General features: G+C 46.3%; 9 protein-coding genes. 8 read left to right on the forward strand and 1 reads right to left on the reverse strand.

The features are described 5' to 3' along the window. The first annotated feature begins 17 nt into the window (after positions 1–17). The 5 genes from FED51_RS05515 to FED51_RS05535 are packed head-to-tail and all read left to right on the forward strand — an operon-like array spanning position 18 to position 8,297. Positions 18–1,847, forward strand: coding sequence for a sensor histidine kinase (locus tag FED51_RS05515; RefSeq protein ID WP_053431826.1), 1,830 nt, complete (start codon positions 18–20; stop codon positions 1,845–1,847). After that, positions 1,825–3,438: a helix-turn-helix domain-containing protein gene (locus FED51_RS05520; protein ID WP_053431825.1), complete on the forward strand. Its 1,614-nt coding sequence runs from the start codon at positions 1,825–1,827 to the stop codon at positions 3,436–3,438. Before FED51_RS05515 ends, FED51_RS05520 begins: the two co-directional genes overlap by 23 nt. Positions 3,439–3,481: 43 nt before the next feature. Next, positions 3,482–4,609 carry a glycoside hydrolase family 88 protein gene (locus FED51_RS05525; protein WP_053431824.1) on the forward strand — a complete coding sequence of 376 codons (1,128 nt, stop codon included), beginning with the start codon at positions 3,482–3,484 and terminating at the stop codon, positions 4,607–4,609. 21 nt (positions 4,610–4,630) lie between these two features. After that, the gene (locus tag FED51_RS05530) at positions 4,631–6,478 is read left to right on the forward strand and encodes a DUF2264 domain-containing protein (RefSeq protein ID WP_338035675.1); all 1,848 of its coding nucleotides are present in this window, start codon (positions 4,631–4,633) and stop codon (positions 6,476–6,478) included. Next, complete coding sequence (locus FED51_RS05535; RefSeq protein ID WP_053431823.1) at positions 6,471–8,297, forward strand: heparinase II/III family protein; 1,827 nt, start codon at positions 6,471–6,473, stop codon at positions 8,295–8,297. The genes FED51_RS05530 and FED51_RS05535 overlap by 8 nt, the downstream gene beginning before the upstream one ends. Positions 8,298–8,364: 67 nt before the next feature. Here the strand turns inward: FED51_RS05535 and FED51_RS05540 are convergent, their stop codons facing one another. Continuing rightward, positions 8,365–9,060, reverse strand: coding sequence for an aspartate/glutamate racemase family protein (locus FED51_RS05540; protein ID WP_053431822.1), 696 nt, complete (start codon positions 9,058–9,060; stop codon positions 8,365–8,367). Between the two features lie 237 nt (positions 9,061–9,297). Between FED51_RS05540 and FED51_RS05545 the strand changes: the two genes are divergently transcribed. From FED51_RS05545 to FED51_RS05555, 3 genes are all read left to right on the forward strand, one after another. After that, entirely contained in the window at positions 9,298–12,117 is a 2,820-nt protein-coding gene (locus FED51_RS05545; RefSeq protein WP_134230148.1) for an immunoglobulin-like domain-containing protein, read from the forward strand. A 400-nt stretch (positions 12,118–12,517) separates the two neighbouring features. Next, the gene (locus FED51_RS05550) at positions 12,518–16,315 is read left to right on the forward strand and encodes an FIVAR domain-containing protein (protein ID WP_053431820.1); all 3,798 of its coding nucleotides are present in this window, start codon (positions 12,518–12,520) and stop codon (positions 16,313–16,315) included. Positions 16,316–16,486: 171 nt separating this feature from the next. Further along, positions 16,487–17,032 carry a GNAT family N-acetyltransferase gene (locus tag FED51_RS05555; RefSeq protein WP_053431819.1) on the forward strand — a complete coding sequence of 182 codons (546 nt, stop codon included), beginning with the start codon at positions 16,487–16,489 and terminating at the stop codon, positions 17,030–17,032. Positions 17,033–17,051: the final 19 nt, after the last annotated feature.

Here is a 17,051-nt window from a genome sequence, read left to right on the forward strand (position 1 = left end):
AAATGAGGAGGTTGGTTATGTGGAATCGGATGAAGCGAAAGCTTGCGCCCCGTTCTTTTCGTTTTAAAGTGATCCTTATTGCAGTTGTATGCCTTATGATTCCGGCGATGATCACCTTGTACGTGTATAGTTATTTGACGAAAGATGCCATGAAGGAACAGGCAATTTCGAATGCTAATCGCGAATTGAGCTTAGCGGGCGCCTATGTCTCAAAGATTTTTGACGACATGCTGTATGCGGTCAATTACGTTCAGCTCGATTCAGAGATTAATACGATTTTGAAAAAGAATGCCAATGCTGATAGAAAGCCAAAAAATATCAAGTATGAAGAGTATTTAGAATATCGGAAGGTGACAAAGACGATTGAAAACATGACGTTGCTCGGAGAAAAGTCTTATGTGACGATCTTGCTGAAAAACGGCATGCACTATACGAACTATCCGCTAGCCGACTATAACCCGGAGATGCTGTTTCAAGAGCCGTGGTTTAAGCAGCTAGAGGAGGTGTACGGCTATGAGACGATATGGATCGGTAGCCAGCCGACCGTTTTTGCATCCGAGCGGGAGGAAAATCCATACCAAATTTCCGTCGCCAGGACGTTACGAGACGCTAATTTGCGTATTTACGGCTATGTGATTGTGACGATTATGGAAAGTGAAATCAAACAAGCGTTTGCGGGAATCCAAGACAGTGGCGACATGCTGCTCGTTGACTCGGCGAACCGCATTTTATCCCATAGCGACAACGAACAGATCGGGACCACGTTTCCTTATGCGGAACAAGTGGCACAAGCGAAAGCTTCCAATATGATTGAAGTCGAAAAAGAAACGTATGTGTATGCCGACCACCCGCTCTCTTATACGGGCTGGAAGCTAGTTTCGATGAACCCGTACAAGCAAGCGATTAGCAAAATGAATCATTTGTTTGACAACGTCTTTTTTGCTCAATTCATCTCCTTTGTTCTCTTTTTTCTATTATTAACGTCTGTTCTGCAAACGGTTACAAAGCCGCTCGTTCACCTCGGACAGGTGGCGACGACCGTGCAAGGGGGAAATTTAAAGGTCCGTTCGAACATTCGCAGTCAGGACGAGATCGGCAAGCTCTCCCATTCGTTTAATCAGATGTTAGACCGAATCAATGAAATGATCAAGGAAATCACCGAAACACAAGTGAGGAAACGGAAAGCGGAATTTGCGATGCTACAAGCGCAAATCAACCCCCATTTTCTGTTCAATGTGTTGAATTCGATCCGGATGAAAGTGATGCGAAAAGGCGATTATGAGAGCGCTGAAATGATCAGTTCTCTCTCCAAATTGTTGCGGATGACGATTGAGAAAGAGAAGGGAATGATTCCGTTTCAAGAGGAAGTGGACATTGTCGAAGATTTTGTCAAGCTCATGAACATGAGGCAGAAAGAAAAGGTGGAACTGAAAATTAATGTCTCACCGGAAGTTTATTCTGAGGAGATTCCGCGGTTTATTTTACAGCCGATCATTGAAAACTCGATGATTCATGGACTCAATCAAAGTGCCGGCGTCATTTCGGTAGAAGCTTATATCCATCAAAACGATTTTGTCGTTGTCATTGAAGATAATGGGCAAGGGATGAGTGAAGAGGCGTTACACAAGCTGCGGCACAGTCTTTCGATTCAAGCCGATCTCGTGGATGGGAAGCATAAAAAAGGTTTTTCCAATCTCGGAATTTCCAACGTCTATGAACGAATGCGGATGACATTTGGAGAAGCATTTGCCATGGAGGTTCATAGTTTGAGAGGAAAAGGTACGAAGGTTAGCATGTACGTTTCGAGAGGAGGGCGAGAAGCAGATGTACAAAGTGATGCTGGTTGATGATGATTATCCAGTGTTGGAGCTATTGTCGGAAACCATCGAATGGGAGAAGCTTGGGTTGACTCTGCAAAGCACTCATGAAAATGGAGCAAGCGCCTTGGATTATGCCTTACAGGAAGAGATGCCAGATATTTTAATTACCGATATCGGTATGCCGAAAATGAATGGCATTGAATTGATCAAGCAAATGAAAGAAAAGAACCCGCTGATTCAAGTGAGCGTATTGTCTTGCCACAGTGACTATGAATTTACGCGACAGGCCCTTTTGCTGCAAATCCAAGATTATTTATTGAAAGATACGTTGAATCCGGAAGATCTTACATCGGTTCTAACAGGCCTTAAAAAGAACATCGAACGAGAAAACGAAAAGACGAAGCAAGAAACGAAGCTACACCAAATCGCTTCACAGAATCAAGAGTCAAGGAAGCGTGAGTTCATCCGCAAAACGATCAACCAGCCAACTGGTCAAGAAAAGGAATGGTATGAGGAAGCCCGTTCATATGGGTTCGATGTAGAGGACAATCGCTACATTCCAGCGTTATGTTTTATGCAAAATTACCGCATGGCCAAACAATTGGATCAACCCGAGGATCAGCTAGTCTGTTCAATTCAACGTGTGGTGCAAGACGTGCTTGAGACGTATGAAACCAAGGGGATTCATTTTGCGTTTTCACTGAAAGAATTCTTCCTTCTCTTTCCTTATCGTTCAAGCGTAAAGTCGGACTGTTACGGCATCATGATGGAATGTGTGAGCGCGATTCAGCGAGCCGTTCATTCAGACTTGCAGCTTTCCCTCGGGTGTGTCATTGGGGAGCATGTTCATAATCAATCGTCCTTTAAGCGAGAGATCGAGCATTTAGTCAAAAACAAAAACCAGCGCTTTTATATGAAAGCAGGCGCGATTGAAAAGAAGCAGCCTGACGCGCGAGTAACCGAAGGGCTATTCAATTGGTATGATGAGGCGGCCGTTGCCATGAGACGCTTGATCATTGAGCGAAATCAACCGCAAGTGAAACAAACCGTGCATGAGTGGATCGAGCGGTTTGCTAGCGAGCGATACTCGTTTGAGGCTGTGAAGGAATGGGTGCTGAAGCTGTTGTTAGACGTAAAGGTGAAGCTAAAAGCGTTGCAGTTTTTTAATGCCAATTATTCGGAGGAAGTCCTTCACGAAGAAGTGTTTGCGATTGATACGCTCGACGAGCTGAGCGCTTGGTTAACAGATTACTTCGACTCGCTTCTTGCAGCCGTGGTTGAAATCACCTCGCAAACGAGGCGAAAAGAAGTGCTGGAGGCCTTTCAGTACGTGTCTGCTCATCTAGAAAAGAAAATTACATTGGAGGAAGTGGCGAACCATCTGTTTTTAAACCCGAGCTATTTTAGCCGTTTGTTTAAGAAGGAAGTGGGCGAAACATTTGTGGAGTATGTGACGAAGGCGAAAATGAACCGGGCGAAGGAATTGCTCGAGCAAACGGTAGAGCCTGTAGGGAAAATTTGTGAACGGCTAGGGTATGACAATCAAAGCTACTTTATAAAAGTGTTTAAAAGCTATGAAGGCATTACGCCGATTGAATATCGGGGAGAGCATGTGTAAGTGGGCCCTGTAGACGTAATTTGAAACGGAAAAAGGTGAAACGATGACAAACCATGTAGACTGGGTAGAAGAAGCATTGCAAAAGGTTTACACGAAAATATCACGCACGAGCAAGAAAATCGGGGCTAATTTTCCCCATGCGAGCGTCGATGGAACGTATCAGCTTGAGCCACCCCATTGGTGGACTGCCGGATTTTGGCCGGGGCTGCTTTGGCATATGTACCGCGAGACGGGGGATGAAACGTTGAAAGCGATCGCGGAACAATGTGAGGTGCGATTAGATACGGTCATAACCGATTATTATAAACTTGATCATGATATGGGGTTTATGTGGACGTTAACGAGTGTGGCCCACTATAAGCTGACAGGGGACGAGGAAGCGAAGAGGCGCGCCTTGCTCGTCGCCAATTTATTGCTAGGACGGTTCAACTGTAAGGGTAACTATATTCGTGCCTGGAACCCGTGGTTTGAAGGGGATGAAAATTCAGGCTGGGCGATCATTGATTGCGTAATGAATTTACCGCTCCTGTTTTGGGCATCGAAGGAGACAGGCGATCCGAGGTTTCGTCATGCGGCGGAAAGGCACGGGGAGACGGTGTTAGCTCATTTTATTCGTAAGGATGGCTCGGTCCACCATATCGTGACATTTGATGCGGAGACGGGGGAAAAGGTAGGAGCGATCGGAGGACAAGGGTTTGCCCCTGATTCCGCATGGTCGCGGGGGGCTGGTTGGGCGATTTATGGCTTGGCGCTCCTATACCATTATACGGAGAAGGATGCATATTTACAGGCAGCGAAAAGCGTCGCCCATTTCTTTATCGCCAATTTACCGGAGGACTTTGTTCCTTATTGGGATTTCCGGTTACCAGAAGGGGTGAAGAACGATCGGGATTCCTCGGCAGGGGCGATCGCCGCGTGTGGATTGTTGTTCATTTCTACCCTTGTCCCGCGAACAGAGGCGGACATTTACAAGCAGGCCGGTGTTAACATTCTCCGCTCGTTGTACGAACGGTACGGGACGTGGGAGGACGACGGTCAGGACGGGTTGATATTACACGGCACAAGTCATTACCCTGAAGGGAAAAATATCGATGTCCCTCTTATTTACGGAGACTACTTTTTCGTTGAAGGGTTAACGAGTTTAAAAGGCGAGCGGGAACGATTTTGGTAGAAAGCGATAAAGGAGTGAGACATGGGAATGGTTATGAGCACAGAGGCTGTCGCAATCGAAACGAGAGACGATCTATCAGGCCTTTTAAAACGAATCTTTGAACCAGTTAAACCCTATTATAGCGAAGGGTTTGCCCGCCTTCATTTCGGGAACACCGGTGCCGCCTACCCTGAGGCAGTAGCAGGATTTGAAGGTTTTTCAAGAATGCTTTGGGGGTTGGTGCCTCTCCTCGCGAGCTCCGATGAGACGTACGCGCTATGGGAACGTCATCTTCAAGGGATCAAACATGGCACCAATCCGCAGCACCCTGAATATTGGGGAGACGTGACCGACTATGATCAGCGCGCGGTGGAAATGGCTGCCTTCGGTCTCGCCCTTCTCCTCATTCCTGAAAAAGTGTGGGAGCCCCTTTCTTCTGAGGAAAAGGAACATCTGAGTCGTTGGTTAGCGAAAATCAATAACGTCAAGGTGTGGGACTGTAATTGGCTGTTCTTTCCGGTGCTCGTCAATTTAGGCCTTAAACGTGTCGGGCAGCCTTACGATCAACAAACAATTGATGAGAACTTGGCTCGGATCGAACAATTTTATGTAGGGAATGGTTGGTATACAGACGGAGCTGGGGGGCATAGCGACTACTATGTTCCGTTTGCGATTCATTTCTATGGGCTCGTTTATGCAAAGGTGATGGAGAATAATGACCCGGTTCGTTCGGCCTCCTATAAAGCGCGGGCCGTGGAATTTGCGCAAGACTTTATTTATTGGTTTGCAGCAGATGGACCCGCGATTCCATACGGAAGAAGCTTAACGTATCGCTTCGCACAAGCATCCTTTTGGAGCGCAGCCGTATTTGCGGGCATTCAGCCATTTTCGTTAGGTGAGATGAAGGGGCTTATTTTTCGTCATTTGCGCTGGTGGTTTCAGCAGCCCATTTTTGATTCCAAGGGATTGTTGACGATCGGGTATACTTATCCAAACATGGTCATGGCAGAAAACTATAACGCACCTGGCTCTCCTTATTGGGCGTTAAAAACGTTTTTACCTTTAGCGCTCGATAAAGATCACCCCTTTTGGCAAGCGGAGGAAGAGCCTTTACCGGTGTTACAAAAGCAGGCCGTTCAAACAGAACCGCACATGGTCATTTGCCGAGATGAACGAGGGCAACATGTCGTCGCCTTTAACTCAGGCCATCCGTCGTCCAATGAGCATACGCATACGTCGGCTAAATATGAAAAATTTGCGTACTCCACCGTTTTCGGTTTTAGCGTTCCGCGAGCGGAGTGGGGTCTTGGGCAAGGCGCGTTTGACTCGATGCTCGCCTTAAGTGAGGGAGATAACCTTTACCGTGTGAAACGTTATGGTGAGGAATCCTCTGTTCATGATCAGTTTCTTTATGCGAAGTGGCACCCGTGGCAAGATGTAGAGGTGAAAACATGGATCGTCCCTGGTGTTCCGTGGCATGTGCGGATTCACCGCATCGAAACAAGCAGAGTGCTTGATGCGGCAGATGGGGGATTTGCCTTAGGGCTGGAACACGGGGAAACGGAGCTACTTCCTGATGCAACCCGATGCGTAGCGAGAGGCGTAACGGCTGCGAGCGGGATCGTCAATTTGTACGGTGAGGGCAAAACCGAGCTCATCGTTCCGAACGCAAACACAAACGTGCTTCACCCACGGACCGTTATACCGACCGTGAAATCGAGAGTAAATCGCGGCACAACGATGCTCGTAAGCGCGGTCTATGGCGAAGTCGGTGATGATTGTAGCTGGGCGACTGTCCCTACGGTGCAAGTGATGGGCGAAACCATCATCGTATCGTTTCCGAATCGGGTGCCAATAGAAGTGAATCTCGGAGCGATAAACGGTGAGTAAAGTGGCGATGCAACGAGAAGAAATTATACCGCTCGTAAAAAACGATTCGGCGTCCTTGCTGTTCTCCTCACAACAGGCGCAAGATGAATGGTTTCAAGCGATCAGGGAAAAGCCGTCCTATCAAGGGATGATCGCTGAAATACGGGAGGAGGCGAACCGGCTTTTACGTGAACCTTTGCTCGAAATTCCGTTTTCGAGGTTTACGCTTTTCCGGGACCGTGGGTTGCGGCTTGACTATGAGAAGCTTTACTTTGAGAGACGGCGCAGGCTCAATACATTTGCGCTTATGGCATTGATTGAACGAGAACAAACCGTCTATTTTGAGCAGCTGCAAGATGTGCTTTGGGCGATTTGCCATGAATACACGTGGTGCTTACCGGCCCATTTAAAGAACAGCCCTGAGATGGACACTGGAATACGGTTATCCGGCATACAAACGAGCTTTACGGTCGATCTGTTTGCGGCGGAAACAGCATTTACTCTTAGCGAATTGTCTCAATTATTACACAATCGGCTTGATCCGTTGGTGCAGAAGCGAATGATTGAGGAGGTTAATCGGAGAGTTTTACAGCCGTTTTTACAGCAACAAGAGTTTGAATGGGAGACGGCAACGCATAATTGGGCGGCTGTCTGTGCGGGCTCCATCGGCTCGGCCGCGCTCCATCTCATCGAGGATGAAGAGGTGCTTACTACGATTTTAGAGCGAGTGCTGCGAACGATGGACTGTTACTTAGCGGGGTTCAAGGATGATGGTGCGTGTACGGAAGGCTATGCGTATTGGCAATATGGGTTTGGCTATTACACGTATTTGGCAGATTTGCTGCTGACGAAAACCGCTGGCGCGATCGATTTACTCCAAGGGGAAAAAGTCCAGCAAATCGCTCGATTTCCGCAAAAGTGTTTCGTTCATAACCATCACGTCGTCAACTTTTCCGACTCGATGCCAACGGGGACGATTTTTTTAGGGCTCATGCATTATTTGAATAAAATCGACCAAGGCGTAGAAGTTCCAGAGGCTGATCTCCGTGCTCCTTATACAGCGGATCATTGTAGCCGATGGGCGCCTGCCTTTCGAAATCTCTTATGGTTTGATGAAACGAAGCGAGGCGAGCCGTGGGCCAATCAAAGCACTTATTTGCGTGACGCCCAGTGGTTGATTTCGCGTCAGGCTCCTTATGTGTTCGCATGCAAAGGAGGCGATAACGATGAGCCGCATAATCATAACGATCTCGGCCACTTTATGCTGTTTGCAGACGGTGAAGCGGTGGTAAAAGATTTAGGCTGCGGGATGTATTGTGAAGACTACTTTAATGAGAAGCGTTATTCTTTTTTTTGTAATGGCTCACAAGGACACTCGGTTCCGATCATTAATCAGCAATATCAAAAAGCAGGACGGTCTCATACGGCAACGGTCAGGAATGTGTCGATTGGAAAAGACATCGATCGGATAGAGATGGAGCTAGAACACACGTATGATATCGACTCGCTCCAAAAGTTAAAGCGTACCTTCACTTGGCGAAAAGGGGCTCATCCTAGCTTAGTTCTATCTGATTTCTATCAGTTTTCCGAGAAACCGCTGTCGATTGTGGAACGTTTCATCATTCCCGACCTTCCTCTATCTTCTACTAACGACGGCATCGTACTAGAAGGGGAGCATAAGCTTAAAATTACCTTTGATCGCCATTTGCTTGAATGGACGGTCCATACCCATACGTTTTTCAATCATTTTGGCGAGGAAGAGACCGTCCAAACGCTAGACTTTGCCGTTAGAGAGGCGCGGCGACTCGTTCAAGTCGAATGGCAGTTTATGTTTCTATGATCATGTTCTTAGGCGCATACGAATAGGGGGCTTTACACGATCAAACGTTGTAATGGCCCCCGATAATTTAATGGTGTGCTAGAGCGAGATAAACGGCTTCTAAGGCATGAATAACGGTTGTATCGAACAACGGTACTTTTGAATCTTCTTGTTGGACCAATAATCCAATTTCCGTACAACCTAATATGATGCCTTCTGCTCCATGAGCAACTAAGCGATTCATGACTTCCTCGTAATACTTCTTTGACGATGGCCTAATGCGTCCTACACATAATTCTTCATATATTACTTTATTGATCATGTCTCTTTCCTGTTTAGTTGGGGTGATGACCTTAATGCCTCGAGACTCTATTCGGGATTTATAAAAATCTTGTTCCATCGTATAGCTGGTCCCTAGTAAGCCAACGGTTTGGATAGTAGATTTTTGGATTTGATTTGCCGTTGCATCGGCAATGTGGAGGATAGGAATTTGGATTTTTTCTTCTATGTGGCTAGTGACTTTATGCATCGTGTTTGTACAGAGGACAATAAAATCTGCACCTGCTTTTTCTAATGCGAACGCCACATTGCCTAATCTTTCACCAGCTTGATCCCAATCGCCAGCAGCTTGAAATCGTTCAATTTCGTCAAAATCGACACTATACAACAGGCACTTGGCTGAGTGTAATCCCCCTAATTTGTTTTTCACTTCCTTGTTAATGATTCGATAATACTCAGCTGAGGATTCCCAGCTCATTCCCCCAATCAGTCCAATGGTTCGCATGATCATCCCCCCTTGAGTTCCCTACTATTGCATCCATTTTTTCACCCCTTCATGGGATTGTCAAATCCAAGCTCGACTTAAATGGAAAGATAAAAGACTGAGAGAGAAGGACAACATGTCAAAATAATCGTAAAAGAAGTCAAGATAGTGGCAACAAGAGGGAGGGGAATATGCAATAATGAAAGCGCCAACATATAAAGTCTGAAAAATCTGAATAAAAGGAAGGGAGAGTGAGACATGAGCAAGATTCAAAGTTTAGCTGGGATGCTCCTTTTTGTCGTCATGGTCGCGACATTGCTTGCCTTCAGTTCACAACTGGCGGTGGCAGAAAACGGAACGAGTGCCGGCCTCATTCTTCACTATGACATGACCAACATCGAGGGAACGAAGGTGATCGACAGTACGGGTCGTTTTGAAGGAACGCTCGTCAATCCTGAAAATGCTGAGTTCATTCAAGGGACTGATGTTGGGGTGATTCGTTTTAAGGGAGGGAATTCGAACGCTTACATTGACCTACCAGAAGGGGTGCTAAATGGCTTGGAAAGTGTGACTGTTTCCTCTTTAGTTCATTGGAATGGGGAACGAGAGGCGGAATGGATTTTTGCGCTAGGGCAGGACGACAATCGCTATCTTTTTGTCACTCCGAGGCGTAATTCCGGTGATCGTTCAGCGCGCGTCGGGCTAGGAATCACCGGCTGGAGAAATGAAGCGGGGGCCAATGCGACTACGGGAGCGCTACAGGCAAATGAATGGAAATTGGTGACTGCGGTTCTGTCAGGTTCCGAACAAACGTTAACATTGTACATCGATGGAGAGCAAGTCGGGACAGGCTCGACGAATGGGTATACGTTAGAGCAGATCCGCAATGTGAACGGTCGAAGTGGTTATATTGGGCGTTCATTCTATGGGGCAGATCCTTTTTTTGGTGGGATGATTGCTAGTTTTGAAGTGTATAGTAGGGCCTTAACGGCAACGGATGTAAGCGCATTAAACGAGAAGGCAGATGAGAAAATAGCGAAAATGGACGACCTCCTTTTGCAACATGCAGCAAGTCAGCTAGACTACAGCACCTTTTTAAATCAAAACGCGGATAAAGATGAAGTCACAACCGATCTAAGCTTGCCTAAGCAAGGGGCTCACGGCACAACGATTACGTGGGAATCTCACAACGAAAGCATCATTTCAAATGAAGGGAAGGTGACGAGGCCGTCCTATGAAGATGGGGATCAAACGGTGAAGATGACAGCGAAAATCACCGATGGGGTGAGCACTGTAACGAAGGAGTTTACGGTCATTGTCTTGAAGCGGCCTCATGATGCGGTTGCAGTCACATTAGATGCACAAGCATTGATCGTGTACAACATCCACGATGTTCGCGGGAATTTAACGTTACCGACAAAAGGAGAACACGGTTCAACGATCACGTGGACATCAAGTAATCCGCAGGTGGTGACAGCGACAGGAGAAGTGACCCGGCCTGAAAATGGTGCTGGTGATACAATGGTGAAGCTCACCGCTACCCTCACATTAAATGAGGAAACGGTGACGAAGGCCTTTTTAGCCCATATGAAGGAGCTACCGGAGCAGGTAGACTTTGCTGGCTATTTGTTCAGCTATTTTACGGGTGAAGGGTTCGCCAACGGGGAGCAAATATATTTTGCTTTAAGTGAAGGAAACAACCCGCTCAAATGGAGAGAGCTAAACAATGGTAATCCAGCCATTACGTCCGATTTAGGGGAAAAAGGGTTAAGGGATCCGTTTATTATTCGCTCTCCTGAAGGGGACAAATTTTATATGATCGCGACAGACTTAAAGATCCACGGTAATGGAAACTGGGATCGGGCCCAGCGTTTCGGCAGTCGAGCGATTATGGTGTGGGAATCGGATGATTTAGTGCATTGGTCTGAGCAGCGAATGGTCGAAGTGGCGCCGCCAGAGGCTGGAAACACGTGGGCACCGGAAGCCTTTTATGATCATACGACAGGTGAATATGTTGTCTTTTGGGCATCGAAGCTCTATGACAATGAGGAGCATAGCGGCTCGACCTATAACCGCATGATGTATAGCACGACGAGAGATTTTTATACATTTTCAGAACCGAAAGTGTATATTGACTACGGGTATTCCGTCATTGATACGACGATGATCGCCCATAACGATCGAATTTATCGCTTCTCCAAGGACGAGCGAAGCAATACGCCGTCTACTCCTAACGGCAAATTCATTTTCCAAGAGGTCGGGAATTCAGTGCTTGACTCTGATTTTACGCTCATTAAAGAAGGGATTGGCAAAGGGTCCATTAGTGCAGGAGAAGGGGCGACGATCTTCAAATCGAATACGGAAGAAAAATGGTACATGTTCATTGATGAGTTTGGAGGAAGAGGCTATATTCCGTTTGAAACGACCGACTTAGATTCAGGAGAGTGGACGGTCTCTGCTAGCTTTGAATTGCCATCCCGTCCGCGCCACGGAACGGTTCTCCCGGTAACACAAGCCGAGCACGATGCTTTGACGACCAAGGTTCCGACGGTTTCCGTGCCGCCAGCCGTGCAAAAGCCAACTGGTGTCACCCTTGATCAAGAATCGTTGCGGTTAACGGTCGGGAGTACGGCGCAACTAACGGCAACCGTCACGCCTCATGAGGCGGTGAATCAAGACGTTGTTTGGTCAAGTAATCACGAACAAGTAGCCATTGTTGATGAAGAGGGGAAGGTGACGGCCGTAGGTAAAGGAAAGGCAAGGATTACTGTCACAACGGTGGATGGAGGGCTCATTGCCATCAGCGAGGTGACCGTTGAAGAGGAGGAAGGGCCTACACCAACAGTTGATTTCGATCATCTCATTCAGCTGACAGAATCGTACGTGACGAACAAGGAAGTGACGGACGCGCTCATTCGCAAGCTTCAAGCAGCAAAAAAATCGGCAGCGAAAGGTCAGCAAAAAGCAGTCATTGGGCAATTAAGAGCCTATGAAAATCAACTGAACGGGCAAACAGGTAAGTCGATCAGGAAGGAAGACGCGCAACGGTTAATCTCGTTAGCCAATCAATTAAGATAGTGGAAAAGCTAGTTTCTAGGTTAAAGCCTCGGAAGCTAGCTTTTTCTACTTTAAGAAAATGTCGAAAAGATGAAAGGGTAAAAAAAATCGCAAATGTTGTCAAGATAATGGCATAAAAAAGGTTGAGAGTATGCAATAATGAAAGCGCTAACAATATTTAGTCTGAAAAGTCAGATAACACGAAGGCGAAGGTTAGACCTGAAAAGGGGAGCCCCCGATTTCAGCTAACATAAACAACAAAAAGTGGAACATAACAGAGCGAAGAAGGTCAGGTTGGGCAACGGAAGACAACACAATGAAGGAATTTGCTGACCATCCTCTATTGGAAGGGAGGGACAGATTGTTTTGCTATTTAGCTATCACAAATCGTTCGACCGATAATCAGAGGAAGGAGAATTTCATGGGAACGAAAAAAAAGATGAAAGTTGCAATTGGATGGATGTGTATTATTTGCCTGCTTTTCAGCTCTATTCCGTTTATACCAACTAGCGAAACGAAGGCGGAAGCTGCGACAAAAACGATTACCATTGATGGAAACAAGGTGGATCCCTACAACCGATTTAAAGGCTTTGGAACCGTATCAGCAAACAATACGACTCGTTTATTGCTAGATTACAAAGAAGAGCATCCAGAAAAATATTGGGAGATTATGAATCAGTTGTTTAATAAAGAGACGGGGGCTGGGCTCACACACGTCAAAGTAGAGCTTGGGGCCGATGTTGACTCCTCTTCTGGAACGGAACCGGCCACGATGCGCTATGCTGATGAACCAGCAAATGTGCTCAGAGGGGCTGGATTCCAATTCGCGGCAGATGCGAAATCCATCAACCCGAATATTACGACGGAAATTTTGCGCTGGGGTGAACCTCGTTGGACTTGGAATGGGGCGGCCAATAAAGAGTATGAAAATCGCTACCAATGGTATAAACAAACAATCGATGCTGTTTATGAAGAGTATGGCTTTCAATTGGACTATATCGGAATCTCGCAAAACGAAAGAGCGATCAACAATAATGGGCGAAATGAAGTCGAATGGCTGAAATATTTTACATCAAGAATAAAAGAGGAGCCCAATTATGAAGCAGACTATCAGGATATTAAACTAGTAGCCGCTGATGGCTATCGCGATACGGCCACCATCAGCCGGACCTTACTCGACAATCCAGACTTAATCGATGAAATCGACGTCATTAGTTCCCACTACGGGTTGACTGGATCGAATGAACTGGCTCAATTGCAAGAGAAGCTGATCGAAGATGGAAAAAAACCGAAGGAAATTTGGGTATCTGAAGGAATTGCGCCGATGATCAATGCTCGCTATCGGCTAAATATGGAGCCTCACTATAACGGGTTAGGGGGACGAGCAGGAATCATTGATGTCACGTCACGGATCATTTCCGTCTATTCTTGGACAGGAGCAGGGAATTTGCCGCTTCAAGCCGTGTCATTTGATTTTCAACCATCGGTTGCTGCGTTTTACGAAGGGTCTAACTACAATCCGAAACACCTCATTAGCGCATCCGACCCGTGGTCTGGCTTTTATGAAATGGACGGCGGGGTTCAAGGGGTCCGTCATGTTATGAATTTTGTCGGCTACGATGACCGGACGACACCGGAAAATGAGCGTTGGATGTATGTAAAGGATGCCACGTATAGCGATGGGAATTTCTTTGACGGTGGTGTCGATGTTGATACGAGTACGCATAACTACATGACTTTAAAAGACCCTGAAACGGATGACTACACGACGGTTTTTGCCAACAATACAAAACAGACACGGACGTACAAAATCGAGGCAAAAAACTTGAGTGGAAAAGAGAATGCATCCGTGTATGTTTGGGAAACTCGTGGGCCATATGCAGGACAAGCCTATGATGCGAACTGGTTTAAACAGATTAATGTCATCACACCTACGGAAGGTGAGTACGAAATTGAAGTCAAGCCGTACTCGATTGTCACGATAACGACGTTAGATAAAAAAGCGGAAATCGACGGCTTTGAATATGAATCACAGCCGGTAGATCTTACAAAAGATACGATCATGCCATTGCCGTATACGGATGATTTTGAGTATGATCGCTATCCTGTCGATGAAAAAGGTAGAGATTACGTGGATCGTCGCGGAGGCACCCCGCGGTATACGACGGATCAGCGTGGTGCATTTGAAGTCGTGAAGGAAGCAACCAAGCCTGTCACGAAAGGAAGTGCGGAACGTACGAAGCGGGAAATACCGAATGCAGACGCTCACGGAAACATGCTTCAGCAAAAAATCACCCCTGACATCATCGGGGCTGAATGGGCTGTCTGGGGAGGGATCGATGGGGCCGAGTCAAACAGTAATCCATATACGACAATCGGTGATTTCCGTTGGGTCAACTATAAAGTGTCGTACGACTTTTTGTTTGATACGTATACTCCTGAAGTAAGCGGTCGAGCCAATTACGCACTGATTGGCGTTCGTCAAGTGAAGGCTGGCGGCGTCGATTCCAGCGCGCCGTATAATGCTCGCATCTATACAGACGGAACATATGAAATTCTCAGGTTCGGAAACGTGGTGGAAAAGGGGACGGTTGAAGATTTCGATCAAGAGGTTTGGCATAACCTTGCGTTTGAAGCAAAAGAGAACGTGTTTACCCTTTACCTTAACGGCGAAGAAATAGCTTCTTATACGGATAAGGATGCAACCGTCATGTCTGGGCGAGTCGTGTTAGGTTCAGGTTATTATGAAACGCTGTTTGACAATGTGAAAGTGGAACCAATTGAGGGCTATACGTATGAATCAGATAAATTTGATAATGCCCGAGGGAAAACTTACGATTCTGAAGAAGAAGCGTTAAACAACATCGATGCCAACAATCCGATCGGCTATGTTGGGAAGTGGAGTTATACGCAAGCAGGATATGCCCACTTCAATCGTACACTGATGACCGCAGCGACAGATGTCCCTGTGTGGAACGGGGTCACGGTAGGCCATCGGGATTCAACAACGGAACAAGGAACGTTAAATAAAGTGTTCTACAATGGAAGTTGGTCTTCAAACAGTGCGAATGCGTGGGGATCTAACGGGGCTTCCTTTGAAATTACTTTTAAAGGGACAGAGATTCGGCTGTACGGTGTGACCAACCCATCGAACGGAACCGCGGACGTCTATTTAAATGGCGAGTTGGTCGGCGAAGCAAACTACTTCAACAATAGCGAAATCACGCAAATGGTCTGGTCGCAAGATAACCTCGAAGACAAAGAGCATACCGTGAAGGTTGTCGCGAAAGAGCGGTTTACGAGCTTTAGCCGAGCAGAAATCACCACAACCGACTCTGTATTAGCTGTGAAAAAACTAGGGCCGAACGAGATTGTCAAAGTATCAGATGAGGCAGACATCGGCACAGAAGAAAATACTGTCTACGCGTTTCGGAAAAATACGTCCTGGGGATCAAATAACACTAATGCGTGGGCCAACTTTGATGATGATCCGTACATTCTCATTCACTTTACGGGAACAGGCATTGATTACCTTGCAGGAACGGGAGAACAGACGCTGTACAAATTCGAGTTGGATGGTGAAGACGTCGGTAACTTTGGTGTCGATCCTAGCACCGGCATCAGGTATTCCGTTCGAGATCTTGAGGAAGGTCCACATACGTTAAAAGTATCTTTAGGAGAGAATGAACGAAAAGAAACGTTTATGGACTATCGCGGCGTCAATATTTATAGCACCCCTCAAGCCGACAAACCGACAAGCACGATGATCTTCCAGTTTGAAGGAACAGGATTTAATTTATTCGGAGCCACTCCAGATGCGCTCATCGACGTCTATATCGACGGAGAACTAGTCGACGAAAATCATCGAGTTCATGCCAAAGGTGACAGGCAAACCTCATACCACATAAGAGGGCTAGACGATACGAAGCATCTAGCCAAAATTGACATCAAAGGCGGCACCTTTGTGTTCGATGGTCTAGACGTCATCAAAGGCTCATCGAAAAAGGAACAGGAGGATGTGAAGGGAAAGCTTCAACAGTTATACGAGGCCAATCAAGGCAAAGACAAAAAAGCCTACACGAAAGAAAGCTGGAAGGTGTTCCACAAAGCGATGCAACATGCGAAGGCGGTGTTGAAAAATCCGAATAGCTCAGTGGATAAACTAGCAGCCGCCCTGACAGCTCTGCAGGAAGCAGTCGAAGGGTTGGAAGAAAAATAACTTGAAAGAAACAAGCTATTCCATGATGGAGTAGGTTGTTTCTTTTTCTAGCTTTTTGAAATCTTTCATCTCCTGAATCTAATTTGATTCCGCACTTTTTTTGTATAAACATGCTAAACTTTTACTCTAGACGCTAGAGACAGCAATCAACAAATGGATAGAGGGGATTTCATGAAGATACATCCAAAAGCTTTTCTTTGCAACGGGCTGTCCTATGTCATACGATCTGTAACCGAGGATGATGCGAGAAAATTATCGGAAGTAAGGCTGCAAATCGATGGCGAAACGGAATATTTAGATCGAGAACAGGGCGAGGCGTTTTTAGATGAATCGGCCTTTAAACAGATTATCAGAAAGGATACGGAAAATAGCTATCATTTGTTTTTAGTAGCAGAAGTGGATAAGCGAATTGTCGGCTTCTCTCGCTGCGAAGGAAACAAACTGAAACGGTTGGCTCACAAAGTCGAATTTGGCGTTTGTGTGTTAAAAGAATGGTGGGGATATGGGATCGGAAAGCACCTTTTGGCCGAATCCATCCATTGGGCCGACACAAGTGGAATCAAGAAAATGAATTTAAGTGTGCTTGAAACTAATGGCAAGGCAATTAAACGATATGAACAATTTGGATTTGAAGTGGAAGGGGTGTTACAAAAGGACAAACGACTTTCAGACGGAACATACTACAATACCGTTTTGATGGGAAGGTTTAAGGAGTAGAGGTTCATACATAAAAGAT

The sequence above is a fragment of the Halalkalibacterium halodurans genome (genome assembly GCF_005671335.1).
In the GTDB taxonomy this organism is placed as follows: Bacteria; Bacillota; Bacilli; order Bacillales; family Bacillaceae_D; genus Halalkalibacterium; species Halalkalibacterium halodurans.

Coding starts and splice junctions, on each gene's coding strand:
- FED51_RS05515 (WP_053431826.1), top strand. CDS start 18: ATGTGGAATCGGATGAAGCGAAAGCTTGCGCCCCGTTCTTTTCGTTTT.
- FED51_RS05520 (WP_053431825.1), top strand. CDS start 1,825: ATGTACAAAGTGATGCTGGTTGATGATGATTATCCAGTGTTGGAGCTA.
- FED51_RS05525 (WP_053431824.1), top strand. CDS start 3,482: ATGACAAACCATGTAGACTGGGTAGAAGAAGCATTGCAAAAGGTTTAC.
- FED51_RS05530 (WP_338035675.1), top strand. CDS start 4,631: ATGGGAATGGTTATGAGCACAGAGGCTGTCGCAATCGAAACGAGAGAC.
- FED51_RS05540 (WP_053431822.1), bottom strand. CDS start 9,060: ATGCGAACCATTGGACTGATTGGGGGAATGAGCTGGGAATCCTCAGCT.
- FED51_RS05545 (WP_134230148.1), top strand. CDS start 9,298: ATGAGCAAGATTCAAAGTTTAGCTGGGATGCTCCTTTTTGTCGTCATG.
- FED51_RS05550 (WP_053431820.1), top strand. CDS start 12,518: ATGGGAACGAAAAAAAAGATGAAAGTTGCAATTGGATGGATGTGTATT.
- FED51_RS05555 (WP_053431819.1), top strand. CDS start 16,487: ATGAAGATACATCCAAAAGCTTTTCTTTGCAACGGGCTGTCCTATGTC.